Annotated in this window: 7 protein-coding genes, 2 tRNA genes, 2 rRNA genes, 1 pseudogene and 2 riboswitches; of the genes and pseudogenes, 4 read left to right on the forward strand and 8 right to left on the reverse strand. The window is 62.1% G+C overall.

Annotation, left to right across the window (positions count from 1 at the left end):
- Positions 1–69: 69 nt before the first annotated feature.
- The 4 genes from OKW37_RS30840 to OKW37_RS30855 form a co-directional block, all read right to left on the reverse strand.
- Positions 70–2,951: ribosomal RNA gene (locus tag OKW37_RS30840) — 23S ribosomal RNA — on the reverse strand.
- 344 nt (positions 2,952–3,295) lie between these two features.
- Positions 3,296–3,371, reverse strand: a tRNA-Ala gene (locus OKW37_RS30845).
- Between the two features lie 53 nt (positions 3,372–3,424).
- Positions 3,425–3,501 (reverse strand) — tRNA-Ile (locus tag OKW37_RS30850).
- A 75-nt stretch (positions 3,502–3,576) separates the two neighbouring features.
- Positions 3,577–5,109: ribosomal RNA gene (locus OKW37_RS30855) — 16S ribosomal RNA — on the reverse strand.
- The 16S and 23S rRNA genes sit together here with 2 tRNA genes alongside, the layout of an rRNA operon.
- 576 nt (positions 5,110–5,685) lie before the next feature.
- On the opposite strand from OKW37_RS30855, the gene OKW37_RS30860 reads away from it, so the two are divergent.
- Complete coding sequence (locus OKW37_RS30860; RefSeq protein ID WP_429403176.1) at positions 5,686–6,630, forward strand: flagellar brake protein; 945 nt, start codon at positions 5,686–5,688, stop codon at positions 6,628–6,630.
- Positions 6,631–6,697: 67 nt separating this feature from the next.
- On the opposite strand, the gene OKW37_RS30865 is transcribed toward OKW37_RS30860, so the two are convergent.
- From OKW37_RS30865 to cobW, 4 genes are read right to left on the reverse strand one after another with little or no spacing between them, the layout of a single operon-like run.
- Positions 6,698–7,312 (reverse strand): vWA domain-containing protein, encoded by a 615-nt coding sequence (locus OKW37_RS30865; protein WP_429403177.1) that lies wholly within the window; start codon positions 7,310–7,312, stop codon positions 6,698–6,700.
- A gap of 56 nt (positions 7,313–7,368) precedes the next feature.
- Positions 7,369–8,469: an ATP-binding protein gene (locus tag OKW37_RS30870; RefSeq protein ID WP_429403178.1), complete on the reverse strand. Its 1,101-nt coding sequence runs from the start codon at positions 8,467–8,469 to the stop codon at positions 7,369–7,371.
- The gene (gene cobN / locus OKW37_RS30875) at positions 8,466–12,284 is read right to left on the reverse strand and encodes a cobaltochelatase subunit CobN (RefSeq protein ID WP_429403179.1); all 3,819 of its coding nucleotides are present in this window, start codon (positions 12,282–12,284) and stop codon (positions 8,466–8,468) included. The genes OKW37_RS30870 and cobN overlap by 4 nt, the downstream gene beginning before the upstream one ends.
- 14 nt (positions 12,285–12,298) lie before the next feature.
- Positions 12,299–13,390: a cobalamin biosynthesis protein CobW gene (cobW, locus tag OKW37_RS30880; protein ID WP_429403180.1), complete on the reverse strand. Its 1,092-nt coding sequence runs from the start codon at positions 13,388–13,390 to the stop codon at positions 12,299–12,301.
- A 202-nt stretch (positions 13,391–13,592) separates the two neighbouring features.
- Positions 13,593–13,870: riboswitch (cobalamin riboswitch) on the reverse strand.
- An 80-nt stretch (positions 13,871–13,950) separates the two neighbouring features.
- Positions 13,951–14,210: riboswitch (cobalamin riboswitch) on the forward strand.
- A gap of 195 nt (positions 14,211–14,405) precedes the next feature.
- On the opposite strand from cobW, the pseudogene cobA reads away from it, so the two are divergent.
- The 3 genes and pseudogenes from cobA to cobO form a co-directional block, all read left to right on the forward strand.
- A pseudogene (gene cobA / locus OKW37_RS30885) lies at positions 14,406–15,146 on the forward strand (uroporphyrinogen-III C-methyltransferase); the annotation flags it as partial.
- 75 nt (positions 15,147–15,221) lie between these two features.
- Positions 15,222–15,656 carry a cobalamin biosynthesis protein gene (locus tag OKW37_RS30890; RefSeq protein ID WP_429404329.1) on the forward strand — a complete coding sequence of 145 codons (435 nt, stop codon included), beginning with the start codon at positions 15,222–15,224 and terminating at the stop codon, positions 15,654–15,656.
- Entirely contained in the window at positions 15,653–16,255 is a 603-nt protein-coding gene (gene cobO / locus OKW37_RS30895; RefSeq protein ID WP_090805916.1) for a cob(I)yrinic acid a,c-diamide adenosyltransferase, read from the forward strand. The genes OKW37_RS30890 and cobO overlap by 4 nt, the downstream gene beginning before the upstream one ends.
- Position 16,256: the final 1 nt, after the last annotated feature.

The raw sequence follows: 16,256 nt of genomic DNA on the forward strand, positions 1-16,256 counted from the left end.
CAATCCCCTTCGGGGATCGGACCCGCGTAAGTGCTGAAGCACTACCGCGGGTCGAGACACACCTGTTATAGGATCAAGCCTTACGGGCAATTAGTATCAGTTAGCTCAGTACATTACTGTACGTGCACACCTGACCTATCAACGTCCTGGTCTTGAACGACCCTTCAAGGGGCTCGAAGCCCCGGGGATATCTCATCTTAAGGCGAGTTTCCCGCTTAGATGCTTTCAGCGGTTATCTCTTCCGAACATAGCTACCCGGCGATGCCACTGGCGTGACAACCGGTACACCAGAGGTTCGTCCACTCCGGTCCTCTCGTACTAGGAGCAGCCCCCTTCAAATATCCAGCGCCCACGGCAGATAGGGACCAAACTGTCTCACGACGTTTTAAACCCAGCTCACGTACCTCTTTAAATGGCGAACAGCCATACCCTTGGGACCGGCTACAGCCCCAGGATGAGATGAGCCGACATCGAGGTGCCAAACACCGCCGTCGATATGAACTCTTGGGCGGTATCAGCCTGTTATCCCCAGAGTACCTTTTATCCGTTGAGCGATGGCCCTTCCATACAGAACCACCGGATCACTATGACCTGCTTTCGCACCTGTTCGACTTGTCAGTCTCACAGTCAAGCACGCTTATGCCATTGCACTATCAGCACGATTTCCGACCGTACCTAGCGTACCTTCGTACTCCTCCGTTACACTTTGGGAGGAGACCGCCCCAGTCAAACTGCCTACCATGCACTGTCCCCGACCCGGATCACGGGCCAAGGTTAGAACCTCAAACAGATCAGGGTGGTATTTCAAGGACGGCTCCATTGAGACTGGCGTCCCAACTTCATAGCCTCCCACCTATCCTACACAGACCGGTTCAAAGTCCAATGCAAAGCTGCAGTAAAGGTTCATGGGGTCTTTCCGTCTAGCCGCGGGGAGATTGCATCATCACAAACACTTCAACTTCGCTGAGTCTCGGGAGGAGACAGTGTGGCCATCGTTACGCCATTCGTGCAGGTCGGAACTTACCCGACAAGGAATTTCGCTACCTTAGGACCGTTATAGTTACGGCCGCCGTTTACCGGGACTTCAATCAGGAGCTTGCACCCCATCATTTAATCTTCCGGCACCGGGCAGGCGTCACACCCTATACGTCCACTTTCGTGTTTGCAGAGTGCTGTGTTTTTATTAAACAGTCGCAGCCACCAGTTTATTGCAACCCTTTCACCCTTCTGGCGCAGGCCAGTCAGGCTATGAGGGCGTACCTTATCCCGAAGTTACGGTACCAATTTGCCGAGTTCCTTCTCCCGAGTTCTCTCAAGCGCCTTAGAATACTCATCTCGCCCACCTGTGTCGGTTTGCGGTACGGTCACTGTGAAACTGAAGCTTAGAGGCTTTTCCTGGAACCCCTTCCAGTTGCTTCGCCACCGAAGTGGCTCGCCTCGCACCCTTGAATTCTGCGCCCGGATTTGCCAAAGCGCCTTCTCCAATGCAAGGACCGGGACTTCCAACACCCGGACAACCTTCCGCGATCCGTCCCCCCATCGCATTTCACAATGGTGCAGAAATATTAATCTGCTTCCCATCAGCTACGCATTTCTGCCTCGCCTTAGGGGCCGACTCACCCTACGCCGATGAACGTTGCGTAGGAAACCTTGGGCTTACGGCGAGGGGGCCTTTCACCCCCTTTATCGCTACTCATGTCAGCATTCGCACTTCCGATACCTCCAGCACACTTTCCAGTGCACCTTCGCAGGCTTACGGAACGCTCTCCTACCATGCACATTACTGTGCATCCGCAGCTTCGGTATATGGCTTAGCCCCGTTACATCTTCCGCGCAGGACGACTCGATCAGTGAGCTATTACGCTTTCTTTAAAGGGTGGCTGCTTCTAAGCCAACCTCCTGACTGTTTTAGCCTTCCCACTTCGTTTCCCACTTAGCCATATTTGGGGACCTTAGCTGGCGGTCTGGGTTGTTTCCCTCTTGACACCGGACGTTAGCACCCGATGTCTGTCTCCCGTGATTGCACTCTTCGGTATTCGGAGTTTGCTATGGCGTAGTAATCCGCAATGGACCCCACAACCATGACAGTGCTCTACCCCCGAAGGTGAGACACGAGGCACTACCTAAATAGTTTTCGGAGAGAACCAGCTATTTCCAGGTTTGTTTAGCCTTTCACCCCTATCCACAGCTCATCCCCTAACTTTTCAACGTTAGTGGGTTCGGTCCTCCAGCACGTGTTACCGTGCCTTCAACCTGGCCATGGATAGATCACCTGGTTTCGGGTCTACACCCAGCGACTGGACGCCCTGTTCGGACTCGCTTTCGCTACGCCTGCCCTAATCGGTTAAGCTCGCCACTGAATGTAAGTCGCTGACCCATTATACAAAAGGTACGCCGTCACCCCTTCGCAGAGGCTCCGACTGTTTGTATGCATGCGGTTTCAGGATCTGTTTCACTCCCCTCCCGGGGTTCTTTTCGCCTTTCCCTCACGGTACTGGTTCACTATCGGTCGATCACGAGTATTTAGCCTTGGAGGATGGTCCCCCCATCTTCAGACAGGATTTCACGTGTCCCGCCCTACTTCTCGTACACCCAGTTCTTCCATGCTGTTTTCGTCTACAGGGCTATCACCTGCTATGGCCGCACTTTCCAGAGCGTTCGACTAACAATACAGATAACGTGTACCGGCTGATCCCATTTCGCTCGCCACTACTCTGGGAATCTCGGTTGATTTCTTTTCCTGCGGTTACTTAGATGTTTCAGTTCACCGCGTTCGCCTCACGCAGCCTATGGATTCAGCTACGGATACTCCATTAGGAGTGGGTTTCCCCATTCGGACATCTCCGGATCAATGCTCGTTTGCCAGCTCCCCGGAGCTTTTCGCAGGCTACCGCGTCCTTCATCGCCTGTGATCGCCAAGGCATCCACCACATGCACTTGTTCGCTTGACCCTATAACGGGTGTGTCTCTGTGTCGACCCACGTTAGCGCTTTAGCGCTTACGTGGGTCCCATCCCCGGAGGGGATAGACGCACTCGCTACAGGTTGAGTATTCGTGTTGCGCCGTATTCCAAAGCGATCTCTCGATCACCTTTAAAATACATCGATACAATCACAACCCTGATTCACCTACTCGGCACCCATCTCCAGGTGCCTTTCGTGAATCTCTTTACTACTTCTTCCTGATTGTTAAAGAACGACAGCCGATATCACAGTCAAACTGTGTACCGCTCTGACTGGCTCAATCGCCAATGCGCAACGCTCTGCCTTCATGCAGAACCCTGCGCATTGAGGATTGGTGGAGGATGACGGGATCGAACCGACGACCCCCTGCTTGCAAAGCAGGTGCTCTCCCAGCTGAGCTAATCCCCCAGTCCCACAGATAGTCCAGCGGCCCCAGCCCTTCAGCTCACCAGACAAGACACTGGTGGGTCTGGATGGATTCGAACCATCGACCCCCGCCTTATCAAGACGGTGCTCTAACCGGCTGAGCTACAGACCCCTGAGCCTGCCTGCGTTGCTTCTAACCACAGCCGATAAGCGTGAGCACTTGAGTGCAGGGAATGCACAGCTCTGGAAAGGAGGTGATCCAGCCGCACCTTCCGATACGGCTACCTTGTTACGACTTCACCCCAGTCATGAATCCTACCGTGGTGACCGTCCTCCTTGCGGTTAGACTAGCCACTTCTGGTAAAACCCACTCCCATGGTGTGACGGGCGGTGTGTACAAGACCCGGGAACGTATTCACCGCGGCATGCTGATCCGCGATTACTAGCGATTCCAGCTTCACGCACCCGAGTTGCAGAGTGCGATCCGGACTACGATCGGTTTTCTGGGATTGGCTCCACCTCGCGGCTTGGCAACCCTCTGTTCCGACCATTGTATGACGTGTGAAGCCCTACCCATAAGGGCCATGAGGACTTGACGTCATCCCCACCTTCCTCCGGTTTGTCACCGGCAGTCTCCCTGGAGTGCTCTTGCGTAGCAACTAGGGACAAGGGTTGCGCTCGTTGCGGGACTTAACCCAACATCTCACGACACGAGCTGACGACAGCCATGCAGCACCTGTGTTATGGCTCCCTTTCGGGCACTCCCGCCTCTCGGCAGGATTCCATACATGTCAAGGGTAGGTAAGGTTTTTCGCGTTGCATCGAATTAATCCACATCATCCACCGCTTGTGCGGGTCCCCGTCAATTCCTTTGAGTTTTAATCTTGCGACCGTACTCCCCAGGCGGTCAACTTCACGCGTTAGCTACGTTACCAAGCCAATGAAGGCCCGACAACCAGTTGACATCGTTTAGGGCGTGGACTACCAGGGTATCTAATCCTGTTTGCTCCCCACGCTTTCGTGCATGAGCGTCAGTATTGGCCCAGGGGGCTGCCTTCGCCATCGGTGTTCCTCCACATCTCTACGCATTTCACTGCTACACGTGGAATTCCACCCCCCTCTGCCATACTCCAGCGCTGCAGTCACCAATGCAGTTCCCAGGTTAAGCCCGGGGATTTCACATCGGTCTTACAGCACCGCCTGCGCACGCTTTACGCCCAGTAATTCCGATTAACGCTCGCACCCTACGTATTACCGCGGCTGCTGGCACGTAGTTAGCCGGTGCTTATTCTTCCGGTACCGTCATCCCTCACGGATATTAGCCACGAGGTTTTCTTTCCGGACAAAAGTGCTTTACAACCCGAAGGCCTTCTTCACACACGCGGCATTGCTGGATCAGGCTTGCGCCCATTGTCCAAAATTCCCCACTGCTGCCTCCCGTAGGAGTCTGGGCCGTGTCTCAGTCCCAGTGTGGCTGGTCGTCCTCTCAGACCAGCTACAGATCGTCGGCTTGGTAGGCCTTTACCCCACCAACTACCTAATCTGCCATCGGCCGCCCCTTGAGCGCGAGGTCCCGAAAGATCCCCCGCTTTCCTCTCCCGAGCGTATGCGGTATTAATCCGGCTTTCGCCGGGCTATCCCCCACTCCAGGACACGTTCCGATGTATTACTCACCCGTTCGCCACTCGCCACCAGACCGAAGTCCGTGCTGCCGTTCGACTTGCATGTGTAAGGCATGCCGCCAGCGTTCAATCTGAGCCAGGATCAAACTCTTCAGTTCAAACCTGTTACTGTGTTCGGGCTCTCTCGAACCCGGTCGCTCACTCAACGTACTGACGATGATTGATCCGTCTTTCGACAGACAAACCTTCCTCCAATACTGTGTGAGGCTTCTGATACTTCTGCCTGACAGCAGATTCCGGAGAATCCGCCGCCGCATTCCGCATCAAGCGCCCACACTTATCGACTGTTAGTTTTTAAAGATCGGTCCGCCAAACCCGCCGCGCCTGAACCACCACTACCCGGCACTGCTTCGTTTGCGTCGCTGCGTCTGCAGCAGAGAAACGAGATTATGGAGAGCGGTCAACAACACGTCAATACCCTTCTGCGAATTTCTTTTGTGAGCAAAGACTGCCATCTCCATCGCATTGCCGCCAGCCCTAAAAAAGAGTCAACTCTGGCCAGATCAAAAATCGGCGGAAATAGTTAGTCATCCGATTCAACCCGCCGAAGTCCTGATACCGACAAAACAAAGTAGTCCGAGCACGGCTCGAACTCACCACGGCTCCCCAAATTAAAGTTCTACCCTTCCCCGCCGTCAATCAGATCATCCCGCCACTTAAATTAGCTGCCGACTATGGACAATCTCGTCGACGCACACGTCGAGGACACCCAGCCCGCCGCGGCATCCCCGATGCTCGAGCCTGATACGGTGCCGGTAGGCACGCCGCTCCCATGGCCGATCGTCGATGCCGACGGCACGCTGCTCTTCGCAAGCGCGACGACGCTCGCGACCACCGACGAGCGCGCCTTTCTGTTTCAACACTTCCGCCCGCAACGCGGCGACCTGTTCGACCTCGGCGCACAACAACCGCCGGCGCCAACCGCCCAGCCTGACCACGCCGGTGAGTTGACGCTGAAAGACATGCACCTCGAGATCGGCACATTGATCGGCATGCGTTCGCAACTCGGCAGCGGCGCGCCGATGCAACCTTGCGGCATCATCGGTTTCGCGCCGAATCATGCGCTGTTCGTCACGCCGCCGATGCTGCAGGGCCAACCGCTGCCGCTCACGCCCGGCGAGAACGTCGAGGTCGTCGCGATCGCGAGTCAGGCCGTGTTCCGTTTCGTCTGCACGGTCGATGCGGTCTGCCGCGTGCCGTTCGACTATGCCGTGTTGTCGAGGCCCGGTATGGTCCGCCGGCTCCGTGAGCGCAAATCGATCCGCGTCCATGCGCACCTGCCCGTGCGGTTTGGCATCGGCGGGAGCGGTGACACTTACGAAGGCCTTGGACTCGCCAAGGGCATCAGCGCGCTCGGCATGTCGTTGAGTGCGTCATGGACACTGGGCGAAGTCGGCGAGCGGCTGCGCATCGCGTTCCGGCTGAAGTCGGCCGAATACGATTCACAGATCGAGACGACGGCGGTGATCCGCAACGTTCAGAAGGGCAAAGCGCCTGGCGAGCCGTCCATGCATGGGCTCGAACTGGATCAACTCGATTCCGTTCAACAGATGGCGATGAAGGTGTTCGTGTTCGATCGTCAGGAGGATGTGCAGCACTGGTCCAACGGACTGAAATAAGCGGTACGGCCACAAAAGCAACGCGCGTGCGGACACAGCAGCGCCGACCTCGCTGCGCACACATCGATCAGCCGAGCAACTCTTCCGGCGTCAACCGCCGCGCTCCCCAGGCATTGGCGAGCACCTCGCAACGACCAAGCCGTATCGCACCACGCTCGAAATCGACGAACACGACTTCATCGACGTCGGCCGGCCGCGCGGGTTCGTCGCTCGTGCGGCCGTCGGTCAGAATCCATAACCAGCGCTGCTGGGCCGGCCGTCGCCGCGCGCAGCGTTCGAGCAGTTGCGCGGCGCGGCGCACGCCCAACGCGAGCGGCGAACCGCCGCCTCCGCCCACGGGCGCGAGCCATCGCTCGTTCCACCAGCGCGGCACGGCCGGGCCGAAGCGCACATCCGCTCCCGCACCGCCGAAGCAGATCAGCGCAGCCTCGGCGCGCATCGCACTCGCACGGTCGAACAAGGCAGTCAGTAGACCCTTCGCCAACGCGAGGCGTTGGCCCGCCAGCATCGACCCGGAGCAATCGAGCACGAAACAATGCAGCACACCGCCACGCGGCACTTCCCGTACGAAGCGCAGATGCTCACGACGCAGCGTGTGCTCGCGCATCGCGGCGAGCGTCGGTGGCCATGCAATGCGCCTGCCCGGTTCGCCGCGCGACGTGTCGCGCGAATCCGCCCCCACGCCTTGTCGCCATCGAAAACCGCTGCGCGAGTCAGCGGCGGCGCCTTTCCGATGGCTCAGCGTTTTTTTGCGTCGAGCGCAATGACGCCTTTGACAGGCAAAGCCGCCGTCGGCTCGGGCGGCAGGTAGCCCCAGTCGGAGTCGGCGGAAGGTGTCGTGGATGCAGCCGTATCGCCAGACGCACCCTCAGCGACGTCCCGTGCCGGCGCCTCGCTTTCTGGCCGGCGCTGATTCGCATGTTGCGAATCATGCTGACGCCGCCGATGAAGCAGCACCGGATCGGCAACGCGCTCCACATGCCGCACCGTCACCGCACCTGCCCGTTCGAATGCGGCCAGCGCGCGCGCCGCGCGCAGCATCACGAGGTCGGCGCGCAAACCGTCGACGGCCGCGTCGATGCATAGCGCGCTCACGCGCGCATGGACGGCGTCATCGAACGACAGCAGCGGCAGCGCCGCGCGCGCCGAGCGAATTCGCTGCACGTATGAAGCCTGCTGCTCCGCGTGAACGGTACGAAACCCAGCGGGATCGAGATCGAACGCGAACCGCGCTTTGACGATCGCCTGCCGCACCTGCGGCTCGAACGCGTTCTGCAACTCCACCATCAGACCGAAGCGGTCGATCAATTGCGGCCGCAACTCGCCCTCTTCGGGATTCATCGTGCCGATCAGCACGAAGCTCGCGTCATGACTATGCGACACGCCATCGCGTTCGACGGTATTCACGCCGCTCGCCGCCGCATCGAGCAACGCATCGACGAGCGCATCGGGCAGCAGATTGACTTCGTCGACGTACAGCACGCCGCGATGCGCCTTCGCGAGCAGCCCCGGCGAGAAGCGCACCGAGCCGTCGCGCAGCACGCTTTCGATATCGAGCGTGCCGATCAGACGATCCTCGCTCGCGCCAAGCGGCAGATTCACGAGCTCTCCCTCCGGCAGCAGTTCCGTAAGCGCGCGCGCGGCAGTCGACTTCGCGGTGCCACGCGGCCCGCTGATCAATACGCCGCCCAAGCCCGGATCGATCGCCGCGAGCACCAGCGCCTGCTGCAACGAGGCCTGGCCGATCAGCGCCGCAAACGGAAAAAAGGGGCGCGCCGCCGTACCCGATACACAGGCGGAGCTACCTGCGTCGCCCGCTCCTCGCATCGCTCCATTCATGTTTGTCTTCCTTCGATCTGCTGTTCGCTCGCAAGCAGATGCGTTTCCACCTGCGCGCGATAGTCACCCGGCTGCTGCCACAGCCCCCGCTGCATCGCCTCGAGCAAACGCTCGCAGATCGAATGCAGCGCATGCGGATTGTGCCGTTGCATGAACGCGCGCGTATCGGCGTCATTCAGATAAGCATCGGCGACGAGCGCGTATTGATGATCCGCGATCACGCGCGCTGTCGCGTCGTAGCCATACAGATAATCGACGGTCGCGGCGATCTCGGCCGCGCCCTTGTAGCCGTGGCGCTTCACGCCGTCGAGCCATTTCGGATTGACCACGCGCGAGCGGATCACGCGCGCGATCTCCTCCTGCAACGTCCGCACGCGCGGCGCGGCCGGATTGCTGTGATCCGCGTGATAGACCCGCGGCTGCTGACCTGCCAGATGCCGCACCGCCGCGACCATGCCGCCCTGAAACTGGTAGTAGTCGTTGGAATCGAGCACGTCGTGCTCGCGGTTGTCCTGGTTCTGCAGCACGAGGTCCATCGCTGCGAGGCGCGTGCCAAACGCTTGATGCGCCTCCTCGCCCGCGCTCTTCTGCGCGTACGCATATCCGCCCCATGCCTGATACGCGTTCGCGAGATCGGCGTCGGTCTGCCATTGACGCGAGTCGATCATCTGCTGCAGACCCGCGCCGTACGTGCCCGGCCGCGCGCTGAACACGCGCCAGCCGGCGCGCTTGCGCGCTTCGACCGGGTCCATGCCGCGCGCGATCAACGCATCGCGTTCGCGCTGCACGCGCGCGCGAATCGGATTCAGCTCCGCGGGCTCGTCGAGTTCGGCAACCGCTTGCACGGCCGCATCGAACAGATGCATCACGTTCGCGAACGCATCGCGAAAAAAACCGGATACGCGCAACGTGACGTCGATACGCGGCCGATCGAACGCGTCGATCGGCATGATCTCGAAGTCCGTCACACGGTGGCTGCCCGGCGCCCATTTCGGCCGCACGCCGAGCAGCGCGAGCGCCTGCGCGATATCGTCGCCGCCGGTGCGCATCGTCGCGGTGCCCCAGACCGACAGGCCGATCGCGCGGGGATAATCGCCGTGCTCCTGCAGATGCCGCTCGATCAGTTGCTGCGCCGATTTCAGGCCGAGTGCCCACGCGGCTTGCGTCGGCACCGCGCGCGTGTCGACCGAATAGAAGTTGCGGCCGGTTGGCAGCACGTCGGGCCGACCGCGCGACGGCGAACCGCTCGGACCTGGCGGCACGAAACGTCCTTCGAGGCCGCGTTTCAACTGCGTCATTTCCTGCGGGCCGCAGGCGTCGAGACGCGGCAGCACGTCGTCGCGCAGACGTGCGATCACCTGTGCCGCTTGCGGCAGACTTTCGTCGGCTACGGGGACGGCCTGCGAACGATCCGCATCATCGCAATCGACATTGCAGACACCGCGCAACAGCTCGCCCGCGAGCAATTCCAACCGCTCGCGCGTATCGCCGTAATGTCGCCACGGCGCATCGCTGATCCGCTGCAATACCTCGTGTCGCGGGCCGTCCCATGCGGCGGCCCAATCCACCGTCAACGGGTCGAACCGATGATCGATGCGCAGATCGCGCGCCAACGCGTCGACGAGCCCCGCCTTGCCGCCCTGCCCATCGCCGACCGGAAAGCGCCCGAGCGCGAGCAGCGTGTCGCGCCGCTGCACGCCGCGCGGCGACTGCCCGAACGTATGCAGGCCATCGCGAATCTGCGCTTCCTTCAGCTCGCACAGCCACGCATCGACGCGTGTGAGCAGCGCGTCTTCATCGTCCTGTCGGTTCGGCGCCGCGAGACTCAGCTCTTCGTGCAGCCGATGCTCGACGATCGTCGTCAGAATCGTGCGACGCAAGAGCTTCGCGCGACGCGAATCGACCATCAATGCTTCGTAGTATTCGTCGACCTGGCGTTCGAGGTCCTGCAGCGGCCCATAGTTTTCGGCGCGTGTAAGCGGTGGCATCAGATGATCGATGATCACCGCCTGCGCGCGCCGCTTCGCCTGGCTGCCCTCGCCCGGATCGTTGACGATGAACGGATACAGATGCGGCATCGGTCCGAGAATCAGATCGGGCCAGCACGCGTCGCTCAAGGCGACGCTTTTGCCCGGCAGCCATTCCAGGTTGCCGTGCTTGCCGACGTGCACGACCGCGTCGATGCCGAACTGATGGCGCAGCCAGAAATAGAACGCGAGGTATGCGTGCGGCGGTACGAGCTCCGCATCGTGATAGCTCGCGTAGTCGCCGTGCTCGCGCGAACGCGCAGGCTGAATGCCGACGAACACCTGGCCGCAGCGCCAGCCGGCGATCATGAAGCGGCCGCGCCGCAGCGTGGGGTCCTGCTCGGGCTTGCCCCAGCGAGCGTTCAACGCGTCGCGCACGCTCGCCGGCAACGCGTTGAAATGCGCGAGATAGTCGTCGAGTGCGAGGCTTTGCAGGGCCGGACGCAGATCGCGTACGACCGGATCGTTGGTCACGCCTTCGGTCAGCCTGTTCAACAACGCGTCGCCGTTTTCGGGTAGTTCGCCGACACGATAAGCTTCATCGCGCAGCATCGACAGAATGCCGACCACCGACGCCGGCGTATCGAGCCCGACGCCATTGCCGATGCGCCCTTCGCTCATCGGATAGTTGGCGAGAATCAACGCGACTTTCTTGTCGGCGTTATCGAGCGAACGCAAACGGCACCAGCGCCGGCTCAGCTCGGCGAGAAAGCGCACCCGTTCGAGGTCGGGCTGATAGCGGACCACGTCGACCTGCGTATGCGCACAGCGATACGCGAGCCCCTTGAAGCTGATCGCGCGCGTGATGATGCGCCCGTCCACTTCGGGCAGCGCGATATGCATCGCGATGTCGCGCGAATTGAGGCCGTGGTTGTCCTTCAGCCAGTCTTCGCGATTGCCGCCGCTCAGGATCACCTGAAACACCGGCGCGTCGCCGGCGAGCGCGAGCGGCTCCGGGTCGTCGATCGCGGAAGCGGCGAACGCGGTCGTGTTCAGCACGAGCGCGACACCATGTTGGGCGCACAGCGACTGCACGACATCGCGGCTCACCGCATCCTTCAGCGACGTGATCGCGAGCGGCAGCGGATTGAGCCCTTGCGCTTCGAGCGCGTCGATCAACGCATCGAACACCGCGGTATTGGCGGCCTGCAGATGCGCCTTGTAGAACAGAATCGCGACGACCGGCGCGTCTTGCCGCCAACGCGCCTGCCAGTCGGCGACGATGGGGGTATCACGCTCGGGGTGATACAGCGACGCGGCCGGCAACGCGCGCGGCGGATCGGGTTCGCGCCCCCAGTCGAGCGCGCGATACGCGATGCAGCGCAAAAACGCCTCGGCGTTCTGCGGACCGCCCTCGCGCAGATAGCGCCACAGCTGCTGACACAACTCGGCGCTCGCGGTGCTGCGCGCGAGCAGGTTCGGGTCTTCCTGCAGATCGCCGGAAAACATCGCGAGTGTTTGCTGTTTGCGCTGCGCGAGCGCGACCACCTGCTCGATGCCGTACGGCCAATACGTTTCGCCGCCGAGATGATCGACGACGACCACGCGCGCATGCTGCAACACGTCGTCCAGATAGAAATCGACCGAGGCAGGCTGACGCAGATACGTGACGTTCGCGAGCCGCACGCTCGGAAAGCCGTCGCCGAGACGCGGCACTACGCTCGCGAGCAGCGACAGCGTGGTGTCGGCGGAACTGAGCACGACGATCTCGGCGGGCTGCTGATCGATGCGGATCACGCCCTGCGTATCGTCGACGAAGCCGCCCGGCGTCGTGCGCAGCAGATGCATGCTGGGGCGCCCGTTTATGCCGTCGCGTTCGACGTCGCGCCGAGCGCCGCGTCGAACGCCTGTTGCAGCGCGTGCTGGTCGAGGTCTGCGCCGATCAGCACGAAGCGGCTCAACGCGCCGTCGCCATTTTCACCCGCTTGCCAGCGCCGGTCGAAGTAGCTGTCGAAGCGCCGGCCCACGCCCTGGATCACGAGACGCATCGCCGCGCCCTGCAGTGCCGCGAAGCCTTTGACACGGTAAATCGTGTGGGTTTCGACGAGCGCCTGCAAGGCGGCGAGCGCCGCGTCGCGCGACGGTACGGATGCCTGCACGACGACCGAATCGAATTCATCGTGGTGATGATCGGGGTCGTCGGCGGAACCGTGGTGGTCATGACGCAGGTGGATCGTCTCTTCCGACGCCGCTTCGAGGCCCAGCAGCGTATGCAGGTCGAGCCGCCCCTGCTGAGCGCGCACGATCTTCACCTGCGGCGGAATCTCCGCGCGGATCGCGGCTTCGACCTCGTGCTGCCGCGCGTCGTCGATCAGATCGGTCTTGTTCAGAATCACCAGGTCGGCCGCCGACAATTGGTTTTCGAACAGTTCATGCAGCGGCGACTCGTGATCGAGATTCGGATCGGCCTTGCGCTGCGCATCGACGGCGAGCGGGTTATCGGCGAACTGGCCGCTCGCGGCGGCCGGGCCGTCCACCACCGTCACCACCGCGTCGACCGTGAAGCCATTGCGGATCTGCGGCCAGTTGAACGCCTGCACGAGCGGCTTCGGCAACGCGAGCCCCGACGTTTCGATCAGCACGTGATCGAGTTCATCGCGGCGCTCCGCGAGCTTTTCCATCACCGGGAAAAATTCTTCCTGCACGGTGCAGCACAAACAACCGTTCGCGAGTTCATACAATTGCCCTTCGGTCTCGACGCCGTTTTCATCGCAACCGATGCCGCAGCCCCTGAGGATTTCGCCGTCGATGCCGAGCTCGCCGAACTCGTTGACGATCACCGCGATGCGCTTGCCGCCCGCATGCTGAAGAATGTGCCGCAGCAGCGTGGTTTTGCCGCTGCCGAGAAAGCCCGTGACGATCGTGACGGGGATCTTGCGCAATTGAGTTTGCATCGTGAGGTCCATCCCTTGGCGTTGATCGGTATGCCGGAAAGTCCGCGCGTGGGTCCGCGTCGGCTGGCGAATGGAGCGAATGAAGCACGCGCAGCAGTACCAGCGATCACCAGACACGGGGACGAACGACGGCATTGCCGCGACAACGGAAATACAGAAAGCGGAACTGAGGTCATGAACGCGCCGCCGCATCCCCGCGGCGGTCGTTCTGCTTCTTTGGGCCGGTATCCGGGCTGGCGAAAGCGCCGCTTCCCCTTCCCGGCCGAGTGGTTTCTCGTCCAGTGGTGAAATGTCCACGCGAGCTTGCGCGAGGACATCGAAGCCGGCACTGCGGTGCCCGGCTATCAAGCCGGAACCGCTTTTCGCTTACCGTTGCGGGGACAGCACAGGTTAGCCGCTCCAGAGCAGGTGGCTCCCTGTTTCCCGTTTAACTGCATGCGCACGAGCGCGCATGCGAGCACCCAAAGTGCGTGCGAGTGTAGGCCCGCGGCGTTGCGCAGTCAAGCAACGCACCGAGCCGGAAAGCGCCGCCGAGGCTTATCCGGCAAGGCGCCATGTGCTATCGTATGCGCGCGTTTGGTGCCCGCACATGCGCTCGCGTGTGCAGTTAAACGGGAAACAGGCAGCGCCTCGCGCGTTCAACCTGTGCTGTCCCCGCAACGGTAAGCGACCTGCGGCGCGCGATTCGATTCGCCTTCGATTCCGCCGTGCCGCGCATGCGTTTTTTGATGCCACTGTCCCGCGAATCCACAAACCGGGACGGGAAGGCGAAGCGCATGAGGCCGCCAGCCCGGATACCGGCCAGACGCGGAGGCGGTGCCGCATTGCATCCGTGCATCACGCGGCGCCGCCGGCCGCCGGAATCCGCGGGGAACGGATGTGAAGGCGTAGCAGCGCGGCATCGCGCGTGCCCGGATTCGCAGTTCCGCATGACCTCTATATTCACCGCCGCGCGCGCTGTCGCACGCCGCGTCTCTTCTTCCATCACCGCATGGCGCGCGCCATGCACGCCGCGATGACGCGCGCCTGGCTGATCGGCGCCGGTCCCGGCGACGTCGAACTGATCACGCTGAAGGCCACCCGTGCGCTCGCGCAGGCCGATGTCGTGCTCGTCGACGATCTGGTGAATCCCGACGTGCTGCAGTTCGCGCGCACCGACGCGCAAGTCGTGTACGTCGGCAAGCGCGGCGGCCATCCGTCGACGCCGCAAGCCGACATCGTCGCGCAAATGCTCGGGCATCTGCGCGCGGGGCGCAGCGTCGCGCGGCTCAAGGGCGGCGATCCGTTCGTGTTCGGCCGCGGCGGCGAAGAGTTGCAGGCGCTGCAGGCCGCGGGTATCGAAGTCGACGTGATCAACGGCATCACGGCTGGCATCGCGGCGCCCGCGGCGCTCGGTATCGCGGTCACGCATCGTGATCACGCGCAGGGCGTCGTGTTCGTCACCGGCCACGGCGCCGGCGGCAGTGGCGAACCGGACTGGGCCGCGCTCGCCGCGACGCGCATGACGCTGGTGATCTATATGGGCATGCGCCGGCTCGGCGAGATCGCCCGCGCATTGCTCGCGGCCGGCATGTCCGCCGACACGCCGTGCGCGGCGATCGAGTCGGCGACGCGGCCTGAGCAGCGTCATGTGCTCGCGCCGCTTCGCGAGTTCGCCGAGGCGGTGGCGCGTGCGGGGCTCGGCTCGCCGGCGATCGTCGTGATCGGCGGTGTGGCGTCGCTCGCGCTGGCGCGTGATGCGGCCAAACGCGACGCCGGCGTTGCTCACGAACTGGCAGCGAGCGCGACACGACACGGACTCGGACGCGCGATCAAAACGCTGAGCGTCGGCATCGGTTGCCGCTTGCACAGCAAAGCCGCTGAGATCGAAGCCGCCGTCCGCGCAGCGCTCGGATCGAATGCCTTCGAGCAGATCCGCGCGATCGCGACGATCGACACCAAAGCCAACGAAGCCGGTCTGCTCGAATTCTGCTCACGTCATCAGCTGCCGCTGCAACTGTTCAGCCGCGAGCAGATCGCCGCGGTATCGGTCGCGTCGCCGTCGGCGGCGGCACACGCGCATCTCGGTGTCGATGGTGTGTGCGAGCCGTGCGCGCTGCTGGCGGCAACGGCGCCGGACTCCACCACAACCGCGCAAAACGCGCGCCTAATCGTACGCAAGACCGCGCACGCTGGCATCACGGTGGCGATCGCAGCGGCGAACAATGCTGCCCTTAGCGACGCGCCCCCATCCCATCCCGCCCCTCAAAACCAGGACCCTCGATGAAAACCGATCCGGAATCGCATCAACGCATGACCGAACGCCGCCGCGAAGGCCACGAAAAGAAGCAGGCCGGCGCGACCGTCGAAAAAGGCCTGCTGATCGTCAACACCGGCACCGGCAAGGGCAAGAGCACGGCCGCCTTCGGCATGGCCGTGCGGGTGCTCGGCCACGGCATGCGGCTCGGCGTCGTGCAGTTCATCAAGGGCGCGCTGCATACGTCGGAGCGCGATTTCCTCGGCGCGATCGCGCAATGCGATTTCGTCACGATGGGCGACGGCTACACGTGGAACACGCAGAACCGCGAGGCCGACATGGCGACCGCGCGCAAAGGCTGGAACGAAGCGCGGCGGATGATCGAAAGCGGCGACTACCAGATGGTGATCCTCGACGAGCTGAACACCGTGCTGAAGTACGAATACCTGCCGCTCGACGAAGTGCTCGCGGTGATCAACGCGCGTGCGCCGATGTTGCATGTCGTCGTGACCGGACGCCATGCGCCGGACGCGCTGATCGAAGCCGCCGACCTCGTCACCGAAATGCGCGCGATCAAGCATCCGTATCGCGAGCAAGGTGTGAAGGCGCAGCGCGGCGTGGAGTTCTGAG

Origin of the sequence: Paraburkholderia sp. MM5482-R2, from assembly GCF_050436125.1 — a bacterium.
Taxonomy (GTDB): Bacteria; Pseudomonadota; Gammaproteobacteria; order Burkholderiales; family Burkholderiaceae; genus Paraburkholderia; species Paraburkholderia tuberum.